This window comes from Legionella quateirensis, from assembly GCF_001467955.1.
GTDB lineage: Bacteria > Pseudomonadota > Gammaproteobacteria > Legionellales > Legionellaceae > Legionella > Legionella quateirensis.
The window spans coordinates 63,051-83,024 of sequence record NZ_LNYR01000012.1; the positions used below are offsets into that span (position 1 = coordinate 63,051).

Genomic DNA, 19,974 nt, shown 5'->3' on the forward strand with positions numbered 1-19,974 from the left:
TGATTTTTTAATTTCTGTGTAGTAGGCTGGATAATAAACACAGAGAGCCCAAGAGCACCATACTCAAGGGTAGTATGTAATCATTGGTCGTTAATATACTCCCAACCACTCCAGCAATCAGTGAAGATACAGTCATACGCATCGTATTGATAACAGCGGTTGCCGAAGCTGCTTGTTCGTTAAAATCTTTAAGTGCCAGGGATAATGCGGGTGGATTGGTGATAGTTACCCCTAGAGTAACCAATAATAAAGGGACAAGACAGTTTAGGCTAAAACCAATAAAATAATAGAGCATCAGCGAAATAGCGGCTCCAATGATGATCATCAGACTACCAAAACACATATTCCATCTTAATGAGAAATAATCTCTAAGACGTATACCTATATAGTTGCCCAGGATCATTGTGAATCCATTGAATGCAAAGATTAAAGCAAAGGCAGTAGGTGAGTAGTGCAGTTGGTTAATGATTAAATAAGTGATATTGATTATTATGATCATTATATTGGTAAATGAAGCGCTAAGGATAATCATCCCTAACCAAAGATGCCTGTTTTGAAGAATGTACCTGTATTGTTTTAATGATTTTATATAAGAAAATTTCGATTTACTCCTGTTCCATGAGGGTGATTCCTTCAATATCATTCTGGCAAGCAGCAGAAGTATAAAACCAAATACCGCCATGCATATAAAAGTCGCCTGCCATCCCATATAGAGAAATACTACTGCTCCGAATAATGGCGCAATAATCGGTGAAATAGATACAATCATTGAGATATGTGAAATGATATTGGCTCGTTCTGCAGTCTTTTCATAATCTCGGGTTGACGATAGGGCAATGACTCCAGAACAGCAGATAAAGAAACTTTGCAATGCTCTACCGGCAATTAACATATAAATAGACGTGGAAAAAATGCAAATCATGGTAGCGATCAAGAATAGTGATAGACTGACCTTAATCGATTGCAACCGACCAAAATGATCAATCAATGGTCCCCAGATGAGCTGAGCGAATCCATTAACAAAGATATAGACACTTAGAGTAAGTTGTCCTAATTCATGAGTGGTTTGAAAATAATTGATAATGGTCGGTAATGCCGGTTGGTATAAATCAAAGGTTATTAATGAAAAACCCGAAAGACAGGCAATATAGAAAAATGGAGTTTTTGTAACGTACATCTCTATCCTTGAAATAAAATTCAGATATTTTACCGATAATATCTGTTATGCAATTTATTTAACGAGAACTTTGTCAGTTATCTTCGTATTTAGTACTATATATCAACTATATCATTAATTAGAGTATTCCATGAGTTTATATATAGGTTTGATGTCAGGTACCAGTATGGACGGTATCGATGCCGCTTTGGTTGACTTACCCTCTAATAAACTGAAATGTGGCATTACCAAGAAATACAGTGATGAATTAAGGAAACGCATTGATGATTTGGTCAGTGGCAATTCAATAAGCCTTGCATCAATTTGCCAACTCAATACATTAATTGGCAGAGAATTTGCCCACGCTGTAAATGAATTATTACAGGAGACTAAGGTTTCTCATAGAGCAATCAAGGCAATAGGAAGTCATGGACAAACAGTGTGTCACGAAACCAAATGTGACATTCCTTATACATTGCAGCTTGGATGCGGACACACCATTTCATCATTAACAGGCATAACAGTAGTCGCTGATTTTCGAACAAGAGATATAGTAAATGGTGGTCAAGGTGCTCCGTTTGCGCCACTTTATCATCAGGAGTTATTTTCTAATTGTGATTCAGAAATAGCATTAGTTAATATTGGCGGTATTTCTAATGTGACTTTTATTAAACCACATCAACCAACACGTGGCTGGGATGTGGGACCAGGAAACTGTTTATTGGATGCATGGATTATGCGGCACCTACATAAATCATATGATGCCGGAGGTGCTTGGGCTAAACAAGGAACAGTGATTGAACCTTTATTGACTCAATTATTGGCAGACCCATTTTTTTCATGGTCAGCTCCTAAAAGTATCGGTAAGGAATACTTTTCTCTTTCCTGGTTAGAAGCCCATGTTGACTCGGAATATAGACCAGTTGATATCCAGGCTACCTTATTGGCGTTAACCGCACGATCGATAGCCAGTACCATCATCAGCAATCAAGGTGCAATAAAACAAGTCTATTTATGCGGTGGAGGTACTCACAATACGCATTTACTTAACTCTCTGGCTGATTTATTACCTCATATAAAGGTTTGCAGTATTGCTGAAACCGGTGCTAGTCCTGATTATCTGGAGGCCATGATGTTTGCCTGGTTAGCATCTCAAACTTTGGATTACATCCCTGTTAATTTAACATCGATTACCGGCGCGAAAGAACTTGCACTATTGGGTGCAGTATATCCTATAATAAAATGATATTGACAAACCAAATCGCCTTGCGTTTAAATGGGCAATTCTCATCAGAGTGAATTTAAATTGAACGCACATTACACTATAAAAGCAAAGGATGGAGTAGGTGATAGTCTGGCTGCAGCGTACTTTATTTTTTTTCTCGCAGCATCTTTTTATTTGTATGAATTTATTCTTCAGGTAGCGCCAAGTGTCATGGCAGAATCCATGATGAAAACTTTTGGTGTGTCCGGGCAGGGCTTTGGTGTAATTTCCGCCTTTTATTTTTATGCCTATGCTCCATCGCAGTTGCCTGCTGGAGTATTATACGATCGCTATGGACCTCGTAAATTAATGACATTTGCGATTATTCTTTGTGCCATAGGCTCTGCTTTTTTTGCCTCGACAGATAGTGTATTCACAGCCTGTATAGGAAGATTTTTGATTGGTATTGGCTCTGCATTTTCATTTATCGGTGTGTTAGTGCTTATTTCACGCTGGTTTCCACCGTATTATTTCGCCATTCTTGCAGGTATAGCCCAATTGATGAGTTCAGTAGGTGCCATGTTTGGCGAAATGCCACTTGCTGCATTAATTAGTCATGTTGGCTGGCGTAATGCCAGTTTTATACTGTCTGCTATAGGCTTCATACTGGCTGGATGTTTTTGGGCTTTTATTCGCGATTATCCCCATCAGCAAAATCAGTCAATTCCTGATCATTATTTAAGAGATGAATGGAAACGACTTGTAGCAGTATGCAAACATGCCCATACCTGGATTATAGGTGGCTATGCTTTTGCCATCTGGACTCCTATTGCAGTTTTTGCTGCATTATGGGGCGTACCTTATTTACAGGAAAAATATCAAATTACTGTGGTTGCTGCATCAGGATTATGCAGCATGATCTGGATTGGCATAGGTATAGGCAGTCCTTTGCTGGGTTGGCTCAGTGATCGCATTGAAAGCAGGCGTATAGCTCTAATCATTAGTGCTGTTTTAGGGTTGTTTGCCACTTTGATATTGCTGTATTATCCAAATCTGCCCTATGGCTGGTCTTATATTACCTTATTCACTCTTGGTTTGGGTGCAGGCGGACAAACTGTAAGTTTCGCTGTTGTTAAAGAGAATAACACTCCAGAGCTGGTTGGAACAGCGTCCGGATTTAATAATTTATCGGTTTTAATCGGTGGCGCCATATTTCAACCCCTGGTAGGTTATATCTTACAGCACACGGACTCCTGGCGTTTGGTCAATGGGGTACATGTGTATGATATTTCCAGCTACCAAACCGCATTATTGGTTATGCCGCTGTGTTTTTTGGGAAGCTTGCTTATTGCAGCGTTTTTGATAAAAGAAACACATCCTGCACATAAACTTCAATAATTGGGTACTGGATGATTGTGTGTTATGTGTATAATGTTACTCAATACGCACCTTGATAGAGGTGCGCAAAACATTTAATTGTTCATGTATCGTTTTGGGTTTTAACAAGAAAGTATCGTTTCATCCATTCTCTGTTCTTGATGTTCTGGTGAATTATCCAACTTAATATTTTTTCTTAAATTAGACTGATAAAAAGTATGCATATTAGTGAGCAATGAACGCTCCAATGTTGTATTTTCAACCAACGGAGTTGTGTTTTCAATACTGGACATATTATCCCAAACTTTTGAGAGAGACAGGAACATCGATGATGTTGCGGAGATAAGTACAGACAATCCCATGTAGGTGCTCAAAGACAATAATGGCAATGCGAATGGAAGAATCGCTGCACCTGCGACTAGCGGTATAAGCCATGCTACTGAATAACATACGTTGAGTATACTTTCCATAACAAGTTCATCGAGCCACTCATTGGAACTGGCTTCAATTTTATTTATGGCTTTATTCAGATCCAAATTATTTTGGCTTAATTGATAGAGTATTGAATACAGCTCACTATACTTATCTATAATTTCTGATTGAGAAATAGTGTTTTTATTGTAATAACGATCATGATAGAAATCTCTTATTGTCTGCAGATCTTTTCCAGCATTTTTTAATATTTGGAGCTGCTGATCGCCAAGTAGAACAGCATATCCACTTTGAGCCAGTAGTTTTTCATCTAAAATTAAATGTTGAAAGGCCTCAAATTGTTTATCAATATCTTTAAACCTTCTGTCTAACGTCATCATACATCCTTAGTGATTTAATTGGCGACTGGTATTCTATCTTGCTTAATATTCTTATTCAAATAACCGACAGCAAGTTATTTTTATATTCAAAATCTGAATTATTAACCCACCTTAATTGAAGACTTCTTTTCTCCCATAAATGTTAATGCAATGAATAATAAGAACAGTAATCCAATAGCATTACAATAAATTCCGAAGTGAAGATTATTATGGCTGTGATAAAACAGGCTAGCTATTTCAATACCTATTGCACCAATAATCATCACACTTAGACTGATCAGCGCGGAAGCGGTACCTTTGCTCACTGAGGTGACAAACAGACAGAATCTATTTAATGGCGCGTTAATTACACTGAGGGCAAAGAAGTAAATAATGACACCGGGAATTAAATAGATGTAATTATTTCCATAGAAATAAGGCAATAATGCCATTAATATTATTCCTGAGGTCATAATGATGCAACCCAGATAAATTATATTTTTAAGTTCCATTTTGTAAGTCAAACGGTGTAAAAACCAGTTACCCAAAATTGTTGCTCCAAAAATTGGCAGCTGCCATAAACCGTATTGAATGACCGTTAATTTTGCTTCGGTAATCATAATTATTGGTGCGAGGGCGATCCAGGCAATACAGGGAATACCTACTATGGCTATTGCCAAAGCACTGTAGCAAAAAGTTGCATTAGTCAGTAGATCCCAATAATTTTTGAATACAGATAGAAGCGATAATGGTGCTTTGGGGATCTGGTGGCCGTCTTTTTTAATCTGACCTATTGGTTCAGGCATATATCGCCATAACCCCCAAAGAGCCAAAATTGCACAAAGTGCTATCATCACAAAGATGACTCGCCATGAGGTATAGTGAATAATGATCGCGCCTAAGATAGGTCCTAATAAGGGCGCTAAAATTGCGGCGTTAGCCATGATTGCAATAAGACGTACCGCATCCATTTCCTCGAACAGCTCTTGAATGGTTGCATATCCAATGACGCCTATAAAACATAAACCCATACCCTGGAAAAATCGGGCGGTAAGAAATTGATCCATTGAATGTGAACAGGCAATCAGTAAGGTAAAAATAAAGAATAAGCTTGCGCCAAGCAACATCATGGGTCTTCTGCCGTAAGCATCAGATACCGGACCAAGAATTAATTGCAGACTGGCTCCACCGAGAATATACACAGTAAGTGATGTAGCTACCATTGATTCAGGCGCATTAAATGAGTTAACAACATGAATCATCCCGGGCATGATCATATCATTGGCGATATAGGTTAGAAATTCGTACAAGACTAGAAAACAGGCGAAAGTTATAGCTTGTCTGTGGGATATGTTTATAAGTGGTTCAGACATTGCTTTTGCCTTACGAATGAAATTCTAATGAACAGTCGTATAGTATATACCTGCTCTGGCGTATTTTTCGATAGTAATTATCACAGAATTTACGAAAAATGCCCAATCTCTTCGTTAAAAATTCATTTTACCTCGACCTTGCGGTTTTTCCTAAGTCCAGTGTCATTCTGTTTTAACAAAATGCCACTAAAATAATGTGAAATGATAATGCATCAATTCATTTGACGCAAAAACTCCTGCAAGTGTTGTTTGTCCTTCTCCGTCCCCAGATAGGTTTTTAAGTGCTCTATAGAATTCGTGTACTCATCATGAGTGATGGTTCCACGAATTAGCTCAAAGCGCTGGTAGACGCAATAGGTATTAAGTACATCTGTTTCACAGTAATTTCTTATTTCCCTTATTTGCCCTGCTGCAAATTGCTCCCAGACTTTAGAGCCGCTCATACCCATTTTGCCTGGGAAACCGAGCATGGTGGAAATGTCGTCGAGTGGTGCGAAGGCTTTATTTTGATATCCTGCAATAAGATCCATCAGATCTATATGACGATAATGAAATCTGCTTAAATAATTGTTCCACTTAAAAGATTGTTGATTTTCACCAGTTTCCCAATAAGTTGGTGCACTTACACCGTGCAATAGAGAGCGATAGTGTAAAACCGGTAAATCAAAACCACTGCCATTCCAACTGATCAGAGTTGGAGTGTGTTTATCAATACCGGCAAAAAAACGAGTAATTAATTCTTTTTCATCCGAATGCTCATCTCCAAGGGACCAGACTTTCAGCTGTGAACCATGCCTGAGAACTAAGGATATGGCACAAATTTTCTGTAAATAATGAGGTAGAAAATCGTTTCCAACTTTTGCTCGTCTTAATGCAAACATGGCTTGGGAAACTTCCATATCGGATAAACCATCCAGATTATATAATGTTCGCCCTGCATCGATGTCGGGTATGGTTTCAATATCAAATACAAGTACGCTCATTTGGTAATCTGTGTGATTTCAGGGACTTAAATTATAACATGGGGAGGAGGGTATTACTATTGATCAAGGGTATGGTGCCTTTGCAACAGATTAAAAAGCCTGATTATTCTGGCAATAAAAAGGGGTATAGAAGCACTCTTGTTTCGTCCGATAAATGACATGGATTGTGAAGATTAAATTTGCTACTATACTTTTTTCGTATTATTGGGTACAACATACCCGGATTTTTACCTAATTATTATCATGAATTATAAACTATTTACTCTTTTATTATCGGTTTTGCTTCTTACCTCTTGTGTTAGTCAACCCCCTAGAGATGTAAATAATATATGTAACATATTTAAACAATATCCTAAATGGTATTCTGATGCCAAAGATGTAGAAAAACGGTGGAAAGTCCCTGTTCCAGTACAAATGGCAATTATTCATCAGGAGTCAAAGTTTGACGCAAGTGCCAGACCGCCTCGTACTAAATTATTGTGGATAATACCGTGGAAAAGACCATCAACGGCATATGGCTATACCCAGGCATTACAATCGACTTGGAAACAGTATAAGCAAAGCAATGGCTGGATTTTGTCATCCCGCGATGACTTTGCTGATGGGGTAGATTTTATTGGTTGGTATGCCAATCAAGCTGCGGTCAAGGCAGGAATACCGCGAACAGACGCTTATTCACTTTATTTGGCATATCATGAAGGAGTGGGTGGATATCAGCGAAAAACTTATCTGCAGAAGCCTTGGTTGATTTCTGTAGCACGTAAAGTTAAAGCAAAATCACAAATCTATGCAATGCAACTTAACTCATGTCAAGGATCAATGAAATCTCACGCATGGTTTTGATTGAGTGATACCTAGTACTCTTTCAAAGCAGAACAGAACGTTTGCTCATTTATCTTGTATCCATCTTTGAATGATTGAGTTATCAAAAAATGCTCGAATTAGCCCTGCTAGTACTGCGATTTTTTAATAACTCAATCATTCAACTCTGTGCACAATCTAAGAGTCAAACCTTCTGTTCTGCTTTGAAAGAGTACTAGAGAAAATATGCTAAAAAATTTATAATATTTCACTGGATTGGTATTATACTATATTCCCAGGTTTTAAATTTAGACCAATTATTAAGGAGTTTTTGATGCGATTAATGCTTTTAGGTGGTCCGGGTGCTGGAAAAGGAACCCAGGCATCGCGTTTAATTGAACGATATAAAATTCCTCAAATTTCAACAGGAGATATGTTGCGTGCCGCAATTGCTCAGCGTACTCCTTTAGGTTTAAGTGCTCAAAAGATTATGGAGGCCGGTGGTCTTGTATCAGATGATATTATAATTGGTTTAGTTAAAGATCGCCTAAAAAATCCAGATTGCGCAAATGGTTTTTTATTTGATGGATTTCCAAGAACCATAGTCCAGGCAGATGCTTTAAAGAACGCGGGTATCTCTTTAGATCATGTGATAGAAATTGCTGTAGATGATAACGAGATCATAGAACGGATCAGTGGGCGTCGTATTCACCAACAATCCGGACGGGTTTATCACATCATCAATCATCCTCCAAAAAATCCTGGAGTTGATGATCTCACTGGGGAACCATTGATTCAACGTGATGATGATAAAGAAGAAACCGTACGTAAAAGGTTAGAGGTATACCATAACCAGACCGCTCCATTAATTAACTACTATAAAAGTTGGGCAACTGAAGGTTCACCTGATGCGCCTCAATTTCATACTGTAGTTGGAACAGGAACTGTAGATCAAATTTTTGATGAAATTGTTACGTTACTTGACGCTAAGGAACCAGCATGCCAACCAAAACTTTAACCAGTGCAGAATTTGAATTATTGATTAATGAAAATGAATTGGTTTTTATTGATTTTTGGGCTGAGTGGTGTGCTCCTTGCAAGCAGTTCTCCAAAGTTTATGAACAGGTCTCCGATCAATTTCCAGGTATAGTATTTGCCAAAGTAAATATTGAGGAACAACAGGAGCTGGCTGATTTTTTTGAGATTCGTTCTATTCCACATCTCATGGTATTTAAAGACAGTATTGTAATATACTCGGGAGCTGGAAGCATGCCCGAGTCCACATTAAAAGAATTGGCTCAACAAGCTCTGGATGCTGATGTTACTGAAATACGGGCTCAGCTTGAGCAGGACAAGGAATAAGACTGGCTATATATTCTTTTAATTCATCCTTGCTGGCGGCGTCCATTGAGAGATCAAGTTTGGTTCGTCGCTTTAACACATCATCAACGCTTTTTGCCCATTCTTCTAAAATCAGGTAATCCACCTCAACTTGATAGAGACAAGTTCCAAATCTTTTTCCCATTGATTCAATATTAGTGCAGTGTGAAAGAAAAAACTCAGTATGACTCCCGTAATTATTGAGATAGCGATTCAATAATTCAGTGTCCAACCAATGATATTTATCTTTGGCATAGATGATGTATTCTTCAAAGCTCATTGTACCTAAGACGGATCCCGGAAGCGGGGTGACTTTAGTTCGTGATTGACGCATCTGAGGAAATACTGAAGAAAGTTGATTAATAACATCTTCTGCCAATTGTCTGTAAGTAGTTATTTTACCTCCAAGAATAGTCACAATGGGGGCTGGATCGGTACTAAATTCATAACTGTAGTCACGGCTTAACGTTTTCACTTCTTTTCCTTCATTTGCAATGAGAGGTCTTATTCCGCTCCAGGAATATATAATATCTTCTTTGTGAATTTTAATTTTAAAATACGAGTTAACCAAAGTCGTTAAATACACCATTTCTTCTTCATCAATTTCAATCTGATCCAGCGATCCTGTGTATTCAATATCAGTAGTACCGATCATGCTGAATCCATGAAAGGGTATAACAAACACAACACGTTTATCATCATGTTGCAAAAAATAGGCATGTTTCCCCTCGTACAGTTTCGGTACGACTATGTGGCTTCCTTTTACAAGAGTCATGTCGCTCTTAATCGAGGTTTTTGTTAGTTTAGCCAGGGATTTAACCCATGGACCTGTAGCATTGATTAGGGATTTTGCATAGGCTTTATAAATGGGACCGTTGTCCGGTTGAATAATTAATTGCCACATGTTATTCACCAGTTCAGTTTGAATCACTTTGGCGCGAGGGCGTATACTTGCCCCATGATTTTTTGCTTGAATGGCATTTATAATAGTTAAACGAGCATCATCTGTAGACGCATCATAAAATTGAAAACCACGGTTTAATTGATCTACTAATGGATTAAAGTAGGTGTTTTTTGTAGTTCTATGTATGGCTTTACATTTAGGTAAATGGTTTTTTCGGCTTAAATGATCGTAAAAAAACAACCCCAGCCTTAATAACCAGGCAGGACGCATATGTTTTTGGTAGGGCAAAATAAAGGATTGGGGATGGACGAGATGAGGTGCCAGGTTCAATAAAGTTTGTCGTTCTTCCAGGGCTTTTTTTACCAATCCAAATTCATAATGCTCTAAATAGCGTAACCCTCCATGAATTAATTTTGTGCTGCTGGATGAGGTTTTAGAGGCTAAATCATCCTGTTCGAAGAGTACTACGGAAAGCCCTCTAAGTGCCGCATCTGCAGCACAGCCGCAACCATTGATACCTCCACCAATAATCGCAACATCAAAAACCTGTTCCATGTTTTTGTCTCCGCCAGAATAATAAGTACAATTTAATAGTAAAGTATCTTTTCTTGAGAATCACGTGATTTAGTATCTATTTTGTAATCAATACCTCTAGGTCTGGCTGATGAACATTGTCAGTCATATCGTTAAAAAGTTTTCGACATCTCCCTATCTATTTAAATCATTATGATCATATTGATTAAATATAAACCATAGATCGAAAATGAACTACAATTAACTTATACATATTGAATAAAATATGAGCCCGTCATGAGATCGATATCCATTAAACGGTTTTTACGGATTAAAACTACAAATAAACGAGGCAATCGCCCGGTTGTATCAGGTGGCTCCAGATCTAACGATGCCGTTACTTCTTCAAACTATTCTGAATATGAGACTGATTTAATGCTCAGTAACGATGAACCTACTGAATTGTTTGAAGTTCCCAGTCATGCTGATATCGTTGCTGACTCAAAACAGACTAAATCTGAGATTCGATCAGCAGAAGCAAAAGTTAGTCGTTCAGGTACGCTCGATGTTCCCAATCCTCAAGACGTCGTTACCTATCAAAACCCAAAGGAAGATGGAAAGGATATCAAGTATTTGGATAGATCAAAGGATTCATTATTTCCTCATCCACCCTCACCTGGAGATATTAGGCAAGGTGGTATCGGAGATTGTTATTTTCTAAGTGTTATTAACAGCATTCTTGCAAAACCCAATGGCCCTGAAATTATTCAAAATATGATGAGAGAGGAAAATGGTAAAGTTTATGTTCGATTTTATAATAAAAATGGCTTACCAGAAATTATTTGTGTCGATAAAAAAATACCAGCAGATCCTTTAAAGCACAACAAAAGCTCTGGATTTTTTAATCAAGCTCCTTTGTGGATTAGCATATTGGAAAAAGCCTATATCTGCTATCAATTAGGATCTGATTATAAAAATTTTATAAATGGTGGACACTCTGAAAGTGTATTTCCTTATTTATTAGGAGAACGTTCTAATACAAAATCAGTACGAAGTGAAGATGAAAATGAATTAAAAGCTCTATTTTTGTTCGGGGAATTTTCACTCAGTAATAAGAATAATATTGGGTTATCACGTGATGAATTGGAACTATGGAAGTTAATTTGGAATAGAAACTCGTTACAAAAGGAATATTTGGATAGAGGAATTAATACGATGCGCGATGTGGATTTGGATTATCTTCTAAACAAAGCCCAAACAAATACAAATGAAGAAGAAATGGTCATTCAAAAAATCAAAGACTGGGTTAATAATAACAATGTTTTACCCGGCAAACGAGGTACTGGTAAATATTCAACAGAACAATTAGAGCTATACGAACAAATGAAAGAGCTAACACAAGACGGTTTTTGTATTACAGCAATGTCAGACCCTAATGTTGTAAGTGGCGGAAAGCAGACAGCAAGAGATAATACAGGTGAGGGTATTGCAAAAGGTATGGCGGGTGAGCATGTTTATGCAGTCATGCGATGTGAGGAAAGAAACGGTTTAGCAGGTGTCGTAGTAAGAAACCCTTGGGGAAAGTATGGTCGAGAATACTCTCAAAATAAAGATGGAACATTATCTGCAAAATCGACTAAACAGGGTGAGTTCTGGATGGAGTTTGGTGATTTTACTAAAAGAATGCTCTCAATCAGTTTTTGCGGAAATTATTTATATAAATTAGAAGGAAGCGCAGAAGGTCAGAGAGTTGATAAGGTTCCTGTATATGTTTTGGCCGCTAATGGATTATTTTATATGACCGTGAAAGGTGAGATAGAGAGGGATCGCCTAATAACAGATGATCCCGCTAAAATTGAATATTTAATGAATCACATCAATACAAATGGTTATGAGCGAATAACGAGCACTCAGAGAGACATTATATCTCATTGTGTGTATGGTAATGCATGTGAAGAGGATCTGGATGTACTTATTGACCCCGATCAGGATTGTTTATTCGAGGAAGAAGCTGGTCCTGTAACGTTAAGAGATAAATTGAATGTACTACGTCAAGACCCATCTGAAGAGCAGTTAATTGAATCAGATTTGGAACCTTCCCAAATTGATGTGTCACCTTCTTAACGACTTAAGATCAATCATGTCTTTGGTACATGATTATCGATAAATAAAGCATTCAGTCGTGTTAAAAATTAAAAAGAAGACTCATGTACAAACAATTTCCATTAAAGTTCTCTCTCAATGGTCTTTTGATGTACTGATTAAGGTAACCCATTTCAATAGAGCTCTGTTCTGTGGTTTTGTAGCCTAAGCCTATAAAAGCTCGATTTTGATCAAGTCCAGTATTATTCTGTATGTTGAAATGATTAAGATGATAAAAAAGCTCATCCATTCCAATAAGACTAAATTGTTCATGATTGGGTATTGGGAACGCTAATTTAAATAATTGTCTATACCGCCAGGCAGTATGAATCGTGGCTTGTATAAAACGCTGTTCGAGGCGAGATCGAATCGTAGCAGTAAATGGACTGAATTTTTTACTCCATAGTATTTGTTGCCATATTCTTTTTTCTTCAATCGGCCTTACAGTGAATGGTTGTGCGGTACGAATCCATCCGTATCCTAACCAGAAGCTTGTTGTTGGGATCACCTGATACCCTAGTCCTGGTCGCAATAAGAGCTGCGAAAGTTTCGACGCGTCGTCACCAAATCGACCCTGATATTCCAGCCAATATTTAATTTTCGGGTAATTTTTAGTTATTGAACCCATAACTGTGCTGTTGGTCCAAAGTTGGAAATCGTTCTCTGCTGCACTACTGATTGTACTGATAAATATAAGAATGAACCAGATGATGATTCTGTAATCTGATTTGATTTTTGCATGGTTTTGTATCAACTGGTTCATTTTAATCCTGATGTTATTGAATTAACACAATTCTCAACTCAAAGAGTGATGTGTCGTGTCTGTATCATCATCCCAGGCAAGCTCATTCGCCTCATCAGCTTCTTGAGAAAGATCAGCATTTGAATTTTCCCGAAAAACACCATATCGTTGACGAGCTGAAGTACTTGCAGGGAGGGATGGATCGTTCTGCTCCCAATCACTGAGGCCTGGTATGTATACAAGTTGTGCAAGATTATCGACAGATAATGATAATTTACGGTTTACAACTATTAGCCCAGCATGAGCATCATTCATTTCTTCAATTTGATCTCTTAATACAATAATCTCCTGATTCAATTCCTCAATATCCTTCTGTAATTTCTTCAGTTGTTTTTTTAAATTTTTTTTCTCATCATGGTCGTGCGGTTCATCGTGAATTGTAATTTTTAATTGCTCTTGTTGATTCTGCATTTCTTTAGCTTGTACCATCAGTTCTACCATGGGATCTATCGTTTGTTTTTTATTTGCCAGTTTCATTTCGATTAACTTATTCATAATAAAGTGACGTGTTGCAATTAAATGATTTATTTTATCTGCATGACGTACTGAAAAAGAGCATTCAGTCAGCTGACTGTTAATATAACTTTCAAGTATCGGTACTAATTTCCCCATGGTAAATTCCGTAAGTACTAATAAATCATCCGTAGCAACCAATTCCAATTCGCTGGTTAAATGCGGGGCTAAAATAATTGCCAGATTTCGTGCTGACATCATATTTGTTTCTTCAAATGAAGAAGCCCGGTGCATTAAATAACAGTAGTGATACAATATTTCACCAGTTCGCTGGTGTTCCAGAGATTTGGATAACAGGAGATTATTGATAAATTCATCTAGTAAATAAACGGCTTCTAATACACTTTCGCTAGTTAAATCTCCAGCAGTGAGTAACTTTTGGAGTTTTTTTGTAAAACCAGTCAACAAGTCATCCGTTGCATCTAATAGCAAGGAGTCCTTAAGTACGCAGTTAAACATACCTATAGTATTGTGTACATTATCGCTATTCATCTCCTGGCTTACGAAAACGTATTGTTCCAGTATGTTCCAATCAAAGTCCTGATCGATAAGTTGTTTTAATAACTCTTCAGTAGCTGGCTTTGATCCAGTAATTCTAAAAATACCCTTATTGTCTAATAATTCAGGGTGATGTTGTATTAATAGTGAAACGGAACGAAATACATTAACGATTTCATGAGTACTGTATTTTGATTTTCCAGCCATGGATAGTTCTCCCTTATAAAACTATAAAATACATGGAATATACAAAAATTAGTAGATAGATCATTTGATCTACATGGATTTGATGTTTAGAGTTTTGAACGAATGGTATTGATGATGAGAGTTCATGAGTCTGTATATTACTTTAATTTGCACATACAGTCAGACTTAACATGTTGCCATCCTGAACGAAGTGATCTCATTCAAAGTGGCACTGCCACTGTGAGGAGATCCTTCGTTTTACTCGGGATGACTCAGTTGTAGATTTGTAGTTCAATGGCTAACCATTTTGGTTATCGAGCCATTTTTCTAATGACTAAACCTGAAGTATAGAGAACAATTCCAGTTAATATGAGGCTTAGTGTACGATGAATGTTGGGGGTTGATGCTGCATCATAAAGGAGTGCTTTGCCGGCAGCAAAACTTAAAACAATCAAAACAGATTTTGCCATGATGAGATCTTTTTTAATGTAAGAAAATGATAGTACTGTAAGTGCGTAGATAAGCCATGAAGTCGAAACGGCAAGAGAACCATAATTAATGGTAATCTGATAAAGTCCCATAATACACAATATGTGAGCTGCTGCCAGGATTGGGTATATATAGTTCTTGTTTGTATTGAGCGCGTTATGATGTTTTATAATGATAAACCAGAGGCTTAAAAACGAAGTCCAGGAAACTGCTGCCCAAGGAGCATTAAATTGCATGGCCAGATGACTGAGCATATTAAGATATTCAATTCCTAAAATAGACGATAACGCAATAATGGGAATAATTTTAATGTTATTGATATCTTTTAAGCATATTTGTTTATGGAGCAGGCTATAACCTATGATAATGATAACAAACAGCCAGGGTTTGATGTCTGCAGGTAACAGCTCCAGATAAATGGAGTGGAAGAAAACCAGGGTTACAAAGGTTAAAACGAGACCGCTACTGGATATTGCGCGATCGGGTGATCGCCTTTTAGCCGAAAGATTTAAAGCAACCAGAAAGGCTGCTGCAGCTATTGAAACCAATGACGCAAGAGCCGGATCAATTCGGCTGATGTAATAATATTCCATAGCGTAAAATACCAGCAGCACCGGAAATAAACTCCAGGTCTCCTTTACTGTAAGTGCATTATGAGTTAGCCGGGTATAAAAATAGGTTGCCATAGAAAAAATAAGGAAATTAAGGGCCAGCGCGCTCGCAATGATGGCATTCAGATGCAAATTCAACCCTATAAATGCAGTAATCGAAATAGCTAAATAAGAAGAAATTACTGTTAAAGTTCGTGATTGCACCCATATTGAAAGAGTAGCAAAAGTTAAAGAACAGATGATGAAGTAATAGAGGGAGAAAAATGCATTATTATCGATATTAGTAACAAATGGAGCACTATATGCGCCAATTGCGGCAATTACTGCATAAATATCATGTTTAAATTGAATGTAAAACCAAAGGGATATCCCTGTAATAATACAGGTTATAGCGATTACGGTTTGAAACGATATAAGAAAATAAAATTGAAATGCAGCAAAACAGGTTAGATATAAAATAGTAGATCCAGCTGCAGGTAAAAAGCTCGCATATATTTTATCTGTATTAGAAATTAAAATTCCGGCAGCAAACAGAGCCAATCCTAATAAGGAAGCAAGGCCTAATTGTTTTTCATGGGTGAGCCAACCAGAGTCAATGGATAGTTTAAAAATAAATCCAGCGGCCAGTATGAAGCATATGGAAGATACTACACCGAGCAGGTTACCGGATATGGGTTTTGCAATCTCTTTTATCTCTTCCTGACTGGGTTCTTCAGCCGGTTGTATATTAATTTTTAATTTAGTTTCAAGAGTCGCTATTCTTGACTGGATGTCTTCTAATTTTTTTTCTATCAATGGTGAGTACATGAATTTGCCTGGTTTACACGTTTAGTTAATTTTAGAACACTATTAAGGTGTAGTGAAAGATATTCAACCAATGATTTTGAAAATATACTTAAAAAATACAGCAAATTGGTGTTGTATGTACCTATTTCATTGAATAGGGACTGTGCGATTAATCTACTCAATAGGGAATTTCGCCATTCCGGTTGTATTTCGGGATGACGGTTGTATTTTGTCATGCCGGTTGTATTTCGTCATCCTGAACGTAGTGAAGGATCTCCTCATACAGGCACCGTACCACGTTCAGGAGATCCCTCGTTACACTCGGGATGACGGTTGTATTTCGGGATGACGGTTGTATTTTGTCATGCCGGTTGTATTTCGTCATGCCGGTTGTATTTCGTCATGCTGGTTGTATTTCGTCATCCTGAACGTAGTGAAGGATCTCCTCATGCAGGCACCGTGCCACCTTCAGGAGATCTCTCGTTACACTCGGGATGACGGTTGTATTTCGGGATGCTGGATGTATTTTGTCATGTCGGTTGTATTTCGTCATGCTGGTTGTATTTCGTCATCCTGAACGTAGTGAAGGATCTCCTCATGCAGGCACCGTACCACCTTCAGGAGATCCCTCGTTACACTCGGGATGACGGATGTATTTCGGGATGACGTTTTCTATAGTTATTCAGACCTTACAATTAATGATCGCTTGTTATAAATAAAACAAAACCCTGTTTTTGTCTTCATAAAAAAAGTTTACACTGATGTAATTGAAATCAGGAGACGGGTGATATGAATTATTTACTTGCCATAGATCAGGGAACGAGCAGTACTCGAGCTATGTTATACACTCTTCGAGGAGAGTTGGTTACAAGCAGCCAGTATTCGCTTACCCAATATTATCCTCACCCTGGTTGGGTTGAACATGATCCTGACGAGATATGGCAAAAAACTTTAACAGCCATCAACGATGTAGTAACACAAGTAGATGCTCATCAGATACTTTCATGCGGTATTACCAATCAAAGGGAGACTACGGTTATCTGGAACAAGAAAACCGGATCCTGTCTTGCCCCTGCAATTGTTTGGCAGGATAGGAGAACAGCAGATTATTGTAACTCTCTCTCTGAATATGCCTTGATGATTCAGGAGAAAACGGGATTGCTCCCTGATCCTTATTTCTCCGCCAGCAAATTACACTGGCTTTTGGCACATTGTCCAGAGGCTAAGGAATTGGCATTAAATGGTGATTTGGCTTTTGGCACGATTGACAGTTTTCTGATATGGAGGATGAATGATGGAGACAAGCATTTAACAGATGTGACCAATGCATCCAGAACCATGTTATTTAATATTAAACATGAACAATGGGACGCTGATCTACTGGAGCTTTTTGATATCCCTGAATCCGTATTACCCACTGTATGTGCTAGCGATGGCCATTTTGGTGTTATCAATAAAAAATGGTTTGGCTTTGAAATTCCAATCAATGGCGTTGCTGGAGATCAGCAAGCAGCATTAATAGGTCAGGGGTGTTTTGAAGATGGCATGGTTAAGGCAACTTTTGGAACCGGCGGTTTTTTATTGTTAAATACAGGCAACATACCCGTATTATCACAACATAAACTACTGACTACCATTGCATACAAAATTAAAGGCACCATTGCATATGGCTTGGAAGGCAGTATTTATCATGCGGGAACAACGGTAAAATGGTTGCGCGATGAGATGAAGTTGATTTCCAGCTCTAGTGAAACGGAAACTTTGGCTCAGAGTCTGGATGGGAATGGAGGTGTATATTTCGTTTCTTCATTTACAGGACTGGGTGCGCCTCATTGGTTATCGACAACAGGTGCTGCTGTATTTGGTTTGACGCGCTCCACAAACAGAGCTCATTTTGCAAGAGCAGCATTGGAAGGAGTCTGTTATCAAACTCGCGAAGTTTTAAATTGTATGCGAGAAGACAGTCATTTGGATTTGGCTTTGTTACGGGTTGACGGAGGAATGGCCGTTAATCAATGGTTTTTACAATTTTTAGCCGATCAATGTCAATTAACAGTTCAAAAACCCAGAGATATAGAAACAACGGCCAGGGGGGCCGCAATTCTAGCCGCTATAGGTTATGGTGTATTTGATTCAATATCTGCGGTGCATCATGTATGGGATACTGAGAAAGAGTTTAAACCGCAAAGGGACATTGATGAAGTTGAAGCTGATTTTGATGGGTGGAACAGGGCGTTGAACCGAGTTAAATCGGGTAATTAGAGCAGAATAAACTTCCAACTTGCAGGACTGCGATAACACTCTAAAATTACCATAATACAATTATAATAAGGAATTATTGTGAATTTAATGCGTCGTATTTTAAGTGTACTGTTTATTATCTCTCTCATCCTCATAAAGATTGATGCTTATTCGATGATTGATAAAAAATGGATTGATACCAAAATTAATAATTTTGTCAACGAACAACCAGTTAAGGCGATAACGTACGGTTTATGGATCAATGGAAAACCGATTAGCATCCATGCTCTTGGTAAGTCCATGACCGCTGTGCCTGCTTCTACAGCGATGCATTTTAGAATCGGCGGTATTACTGAAACGATGTTAACCACGCTGTTAATGCAGATGGTAGAACAAAAAATCCTAAGCCTTGATGATAAAGTTTCAAATTGGTTTCCTAATCTGCCTAATGCTAATCGCGTCACTTTAAAAATGTTGGCGAATTGCACCAGTGGTTATCCTGACTATGTATACAATAAGAAATTTATTGAAGTAAACACGAAACATCCATTCAAGCAATGGACGGATAATGAGATAATTGAATACGCAATGATGGACTCTCCATTATTTCAACCTGGTACAAATCAAAAATATTCACATACGGATTATGTTTTATTGGCTGACATATTAAGTCGTGTGAGTCATCAATCGTTAAAACAATTATACCAGTCTGGAATATTAGATAAATTGGGTTTAAGTAATTCTCAATATATTCGTACAGCCAACATCCCATGTCCTGTACTTCATGCATTCAGTCAGGATAGAGGAGTGTATGAAGACTCAACTTTCTGGAGTCCTTCCTGGACTTCATTTGCAACAATGATCTCAACGATTAATGATTTGGGCGTCTGGGCAAATGCGTGGATGACTGGGAATTTGCTGTCAGAGAACTCTACTAAAACATTACGATCAGCAGATACAGTTGGTAAAGGTACTAACACACGTGATGCCTATTTTGCCATGGGGTTTGTTGTTGTAAATCATTGGCTTATCCAGAATCCCAGCTTTGGTGGATATAGTGGAATATTCGCTGTTCTGCCTGAAAAAAAATTGGTATTTATTGCTTTTAACACGATGAAAAAAACCAAGAAAGACCCAGGTAATTTAAGTATGGAATTATGGCGCTATTTAGCTGCTGATCTTGCTCCTGAATATCCAATTCCTGCTCTAAGAAAGCATTAGAGG

General features: G+C 37.9%; 16 protein-coding genes. 8 read left to right on the forward strand and 8 right to left on the reverse strand.

Annotation, left to right across the window (positions count from 1 at the left end):
• Positions 1-7: 7 nt before the first annotated feature.
• Entirely contained in the window at positions 8-1,177 is a 1,170-nt protein-coding gene (locus Lqua_RS04955) for a multidrug effflux MFS transporter (RefSeq protein ID WP_058473181.1), read from the reverse strand.
• Positions 1,178-1,307: 130 nt separating this feature from the next.
• Here Lqua_RS04955 and Lqua_RS04960 point away from each other — a divergent pair, with 130 nt between their 5' ends.
• Both Lqua_RS04960 and Lqua_RS04965 read left to right on the forward strand, forming a co-directional pair.
• Entirely contained in the window at positions 1,308-2,402 is a 1,095-nt protein-coding gene (locus Lqua_RS04960; RefSeq protein ID WP_058473182.1) for an anhydro-N-acetylmuramic acid kinase, read from the forward strand.
• Between the two features lie 60 nt (positions 2,403-2,462).
• Complete coding sequence (locus Lqua_RS04965) at positions 2,463-3,758, forward strand: MFS transporter (protein WP_058473752.1); 1,296 nt, start codon at positions 2,463-2,465, stop codon at positions 3,756-3,758.
• 101 nt (positions 3,759-3,859) lie between these two features.
• Here the strand turns inward: Lqua_RS04965 and Lqua_RS04970 are convergent, their stop codons facing one another.
• The 3 genes from Lqua_RS04970 to Lqua_RS04980 form a co-directional block, all read right to left on the reverse strand.
• Complete coding sequence (locus Lqua_RS04970; protein WP_133141052.1) at positions 3,860-4,549, reverse strand: DUF5638 domain-containing protein; 690 nt, start codon at positions 4,547-4,549, stop codon at positions 3,860-3,862.
• Positions 4,550-4,650: 101 nt separating this feature from the next.
• Positions 4,651-5,901 carry an MFS transporter gene (locus Lqua_RS04975; RefSeq protein WP_058473184.1) on the reverse strand — a complete coding sequence of 417 codons (1,251 nt, stop codon included), beginning with the start codon at positions 5,899-5,901 and terminating at the stop codon, positions 4,651-4,653.
• Positions 5,902-6,113: 212 nt separating this feature from the next.
• Positions 6,114-6,884, reverse strand: a complete 771-nt coding sequence (locus Lqua_RS04980; protein WP_058473185.1) for a 3'-5' exonuclease — start codon at positions 6,882-6,884, stop codon at positions 6,114-6,116.
• Positions 6,885-7,127: 243 nt separating this feature from the next.
• On the opposite strand from Lqua_RS04980, the gene Lqua_RS04985 reads away from it, so the two are divergent.
• From Lqua_RS04985 to Lqua_RS04995, 3 genes are all read left to right on the forward strand, one after another.
• Positions 7,128-7,727 carry a transglycosylase SLT domain-containing protein gene (locus Lqua_RS04985; RefSeq protein WP_058473186.1) on the forward strand — a complete coding sequence of 200 codons (600 nt, stop codon included), beginning with the start codon at positions 7,128-7,130 and terminating at the stop codon, positions 7,725-7,727.
• Positions 7,728-8,019: 292 nt separating this feature from the next.
• Positions 8,020-8,703 carry an adenylate kinase gene (gene adk, locus Lqua_RS04990; RefSeq protein ID WP_058473187.1) on the forward strand — a complete coding sequence of 228 codons (684 nt, stop codon included), beginning with the start codon at positions 8,020-8,022 and terminating at the stop codon, positions 8,701-8,703.
• Positions 8,685-9,047, forward strand: a complete 363-nt coding sequence (locus Lqua_RS04995; RefSeq protein WP_058473188.1) for a thioredoxin family protein — start codon at positions 8,685-8,687, stop codon at positions 9,045-9,047. Before adk ends, Lqua_RS04995 begins: the two co-directional genes overlap by 19 nt.
• Here the strand turns inward: Lqua_RS04995 and glpD are convergent.
• Positions 9,007-10,524 carry a glycerol-3-phosphate dehydrogenase gene (gene glpD, locus Lqua_RS05000; protein WP_058473189.1) on the reverse strand — a complete coding sequence of 506 codons (1,518 nt, stop codon included), beginning with the start codon at positions 10,522-10,524 and terminating at the stop codon, positions 9,007-9,009. The genes Lqua_RS04995 and glpD overlap by 41 nt on opposite strands.
• Before the next feature lie 255 nt (positions 10,525-10,779).
• Here glpD and Lqua_RS05005 point away from each other — a divergent pair, with 255 nt between their 5' ends.
• Positions 10,780-12,606: a C2 family cysteine protease gene (locus tag Lqua_RS05005; RefSeq protein WP_058473190.1), complete on the forward strand. Its 1,827-nt coding sequence runs from the start codon at positions 10,780-10,782 to the stop codon at positions 12,604-12,606.
• Between the two features lie 61 nt (positions 12,607-12,667).
• On the opposite strand, the gene Lqua_RS05010 is transcribed toward Lqua_RS05005, so the two are convergent.
• From Lqua_RS05010 to Lqua_RS05020, 3 genes are all read right to left on the reverse strand, one after another.
• A complete protein-coding gene (locus Lqua_RS05010) occupies positions 12,668-13,387 on the reverse strand; it encodes a DUF2490 domain-containing protein (RefSeq protein WP_058473191.1) in 720 nt (239 codons plus the stop codon).
• A gap of 33 nt (positions 13,388-13,420) precedes the next feature.
• Positions 13,421-14,644, reverse strand: a complete 1,224-nt coding sequence (locus Lqua_RS05015) for a RhoGAP domain-containing protein (RefSeq protein ID WP_058473192.1) — start codon at positions 14,642-14,644, stop codon at positions 13,421-13,423.
• Positions 14,645-14,934: 290 nt separating this feature from the next.
• On the reverse strand, positions 14,935-16,530 hold the full coding sequence (locus Lqua_RS05020) for a DUF2339 domain-containing protein (protein WP_058473193.1): 1,596 nt from the start codon (positions 16,528-16,530) through the stop codon (positions 14,935-14,937).
• A gap of 768 nt (positions 16,531-17,298) precedes the next feature.
• Between Lqua_RS05020 and glpK the strand changes: the two genes are divergently transcribed.
• Together glpK and Lqua_RS05030 are read left to right on the forward strand one after the other, a co-directional pair.
• Positions 17,299-18,771 (forward strand): glycerol kinase GlpK, encoded by a 1,473-nt coding sequence (gene glpK, locus Lqua_RS05025; protein WP_058473194.1) that lies wholly within the window; start codon positions 17,299-17,301, stop codon positions 18,769-18,771.
• 87 nt (positions 18,772-18,858) lie between these two features.
• The gene (locus Lqua_RS05030) at positions 18,859-19,971 is read left to right on the forward strand and encodes a serine hydrolase domain-containing protein (protein WP_238585546.1); all 1,113 of its coding nucleotides are present in this window, start codon (positions 18,859-18,861) and stop codon (positions 19,969-19,971) included.
• Positions 19,972-19,974: the final 3 nt, after the last annotated feature.

Excerpts from the sequence above, each read along its gene's own strand:
- Lqua_RS04955 (WP_058473181.1), bottom strand. The coding sequence starts at position 1,177 with ATGTACGTTACAAAAACTCCATTTTTCTATATTGCCTGTCTTTCGGGT.
- Lqua_RS04960 (WP_058473182.1), top strand. The coding sequence starts at position 1,308 with ATGAGTTTATATATAGGTTTGATGTCAGGTACCAGTATGGACGGTATC.
- Lqua_RS04970 (WP_133141052.1), bottom strand. The coding sequence starts at position 4,549 with ATGATGACGTTAGACAGAAGGTTTAAAGATATTGATAAACAATTTGAG.
- Lqua_RS04975 (WP_058473184.1), bottom strand. The coding sequence starts at position 5,901 with ATGTCTGAACCACTTATAAACATATCCCACAGACAAGCTATAACTTTC.
- Lqua_RS04980 (WP_058473185.1), bottom strand. The coding sequence starts at position 6,884 with ATGAGCGTACTTGTATTTGATATTGAAACCATACCCGACATCGATGCA.
- Lqua_RS04985 (WP_058473186.1), top strand. The coding sequence starts at position 7,128 with ATGAATTATAAACTATTTACTCTTTTATTATCGGTTTTGCTTCTTACC.
- adk (WP_058473187.1), top strand. The coding sequence starts at position 8,020 with ATGCGATTAATGCTTTTAGGTGGTCCGGGTGCTGGAAAAGGAACCCAG.
- Lqua_RS04995 (WP_058473188.1), top strand. The coding sequence starts at position 8,685 with ATGCCAACCAAAACTTTAACCAGTGCAGAATTTGAATTATTGATTAAT.
- glpD (WP_058473189.1), bottom strand. The coding sequence starts at position 10,524 with ATGGAACAGGTTTTTGATGTTGCGATTATTGGTGGAGGTATCAATGGT.
- Lqua_RS05005 (WP_058473190.1), top strand. The coding sequence starts at position 10,780 with ATGAGATCGATATCCATTAAACGGTTTTTACGGATTAAAACTACAAAT.
- Lqua_RS05010 (WP_058473191.1), bottom strand. The coding sequence starts at position 13,387 with ATGAACCAGTTGATACAAAACCATGCAAAAATCAAATCAGATTACAGA.
- Lqua_RS05015 (WP_058473192.1), bottom strand. The coding sequence starts at position 14,644 with ATGGCTGGAAAATCAAAATACAGTACTCATGAAATCGTTAATGTATTT.
- Lqua_RS05020 (WP_058473193.1), bottom strand. The coding sequence starts at position 16,530 with ATGTACTCACCATTGATAGAAAAAAAATTAGAAGACATCCAGTCAAGA.
- glpK (WP_058473194.1), top strand. The coding sequence starts at position 17,299 with ATGAATTATTTACTTGCCATAGATCAGGGAACGAGCAGTACTCGAGCT.
- Lqua_RS05030 (WP_238585546.1), top strand. The coding sequence starts at position 18,859 with ATGCGTCGTATTTTAAGTGTACTGTTTATTATCTCTCTCATCCTCATA.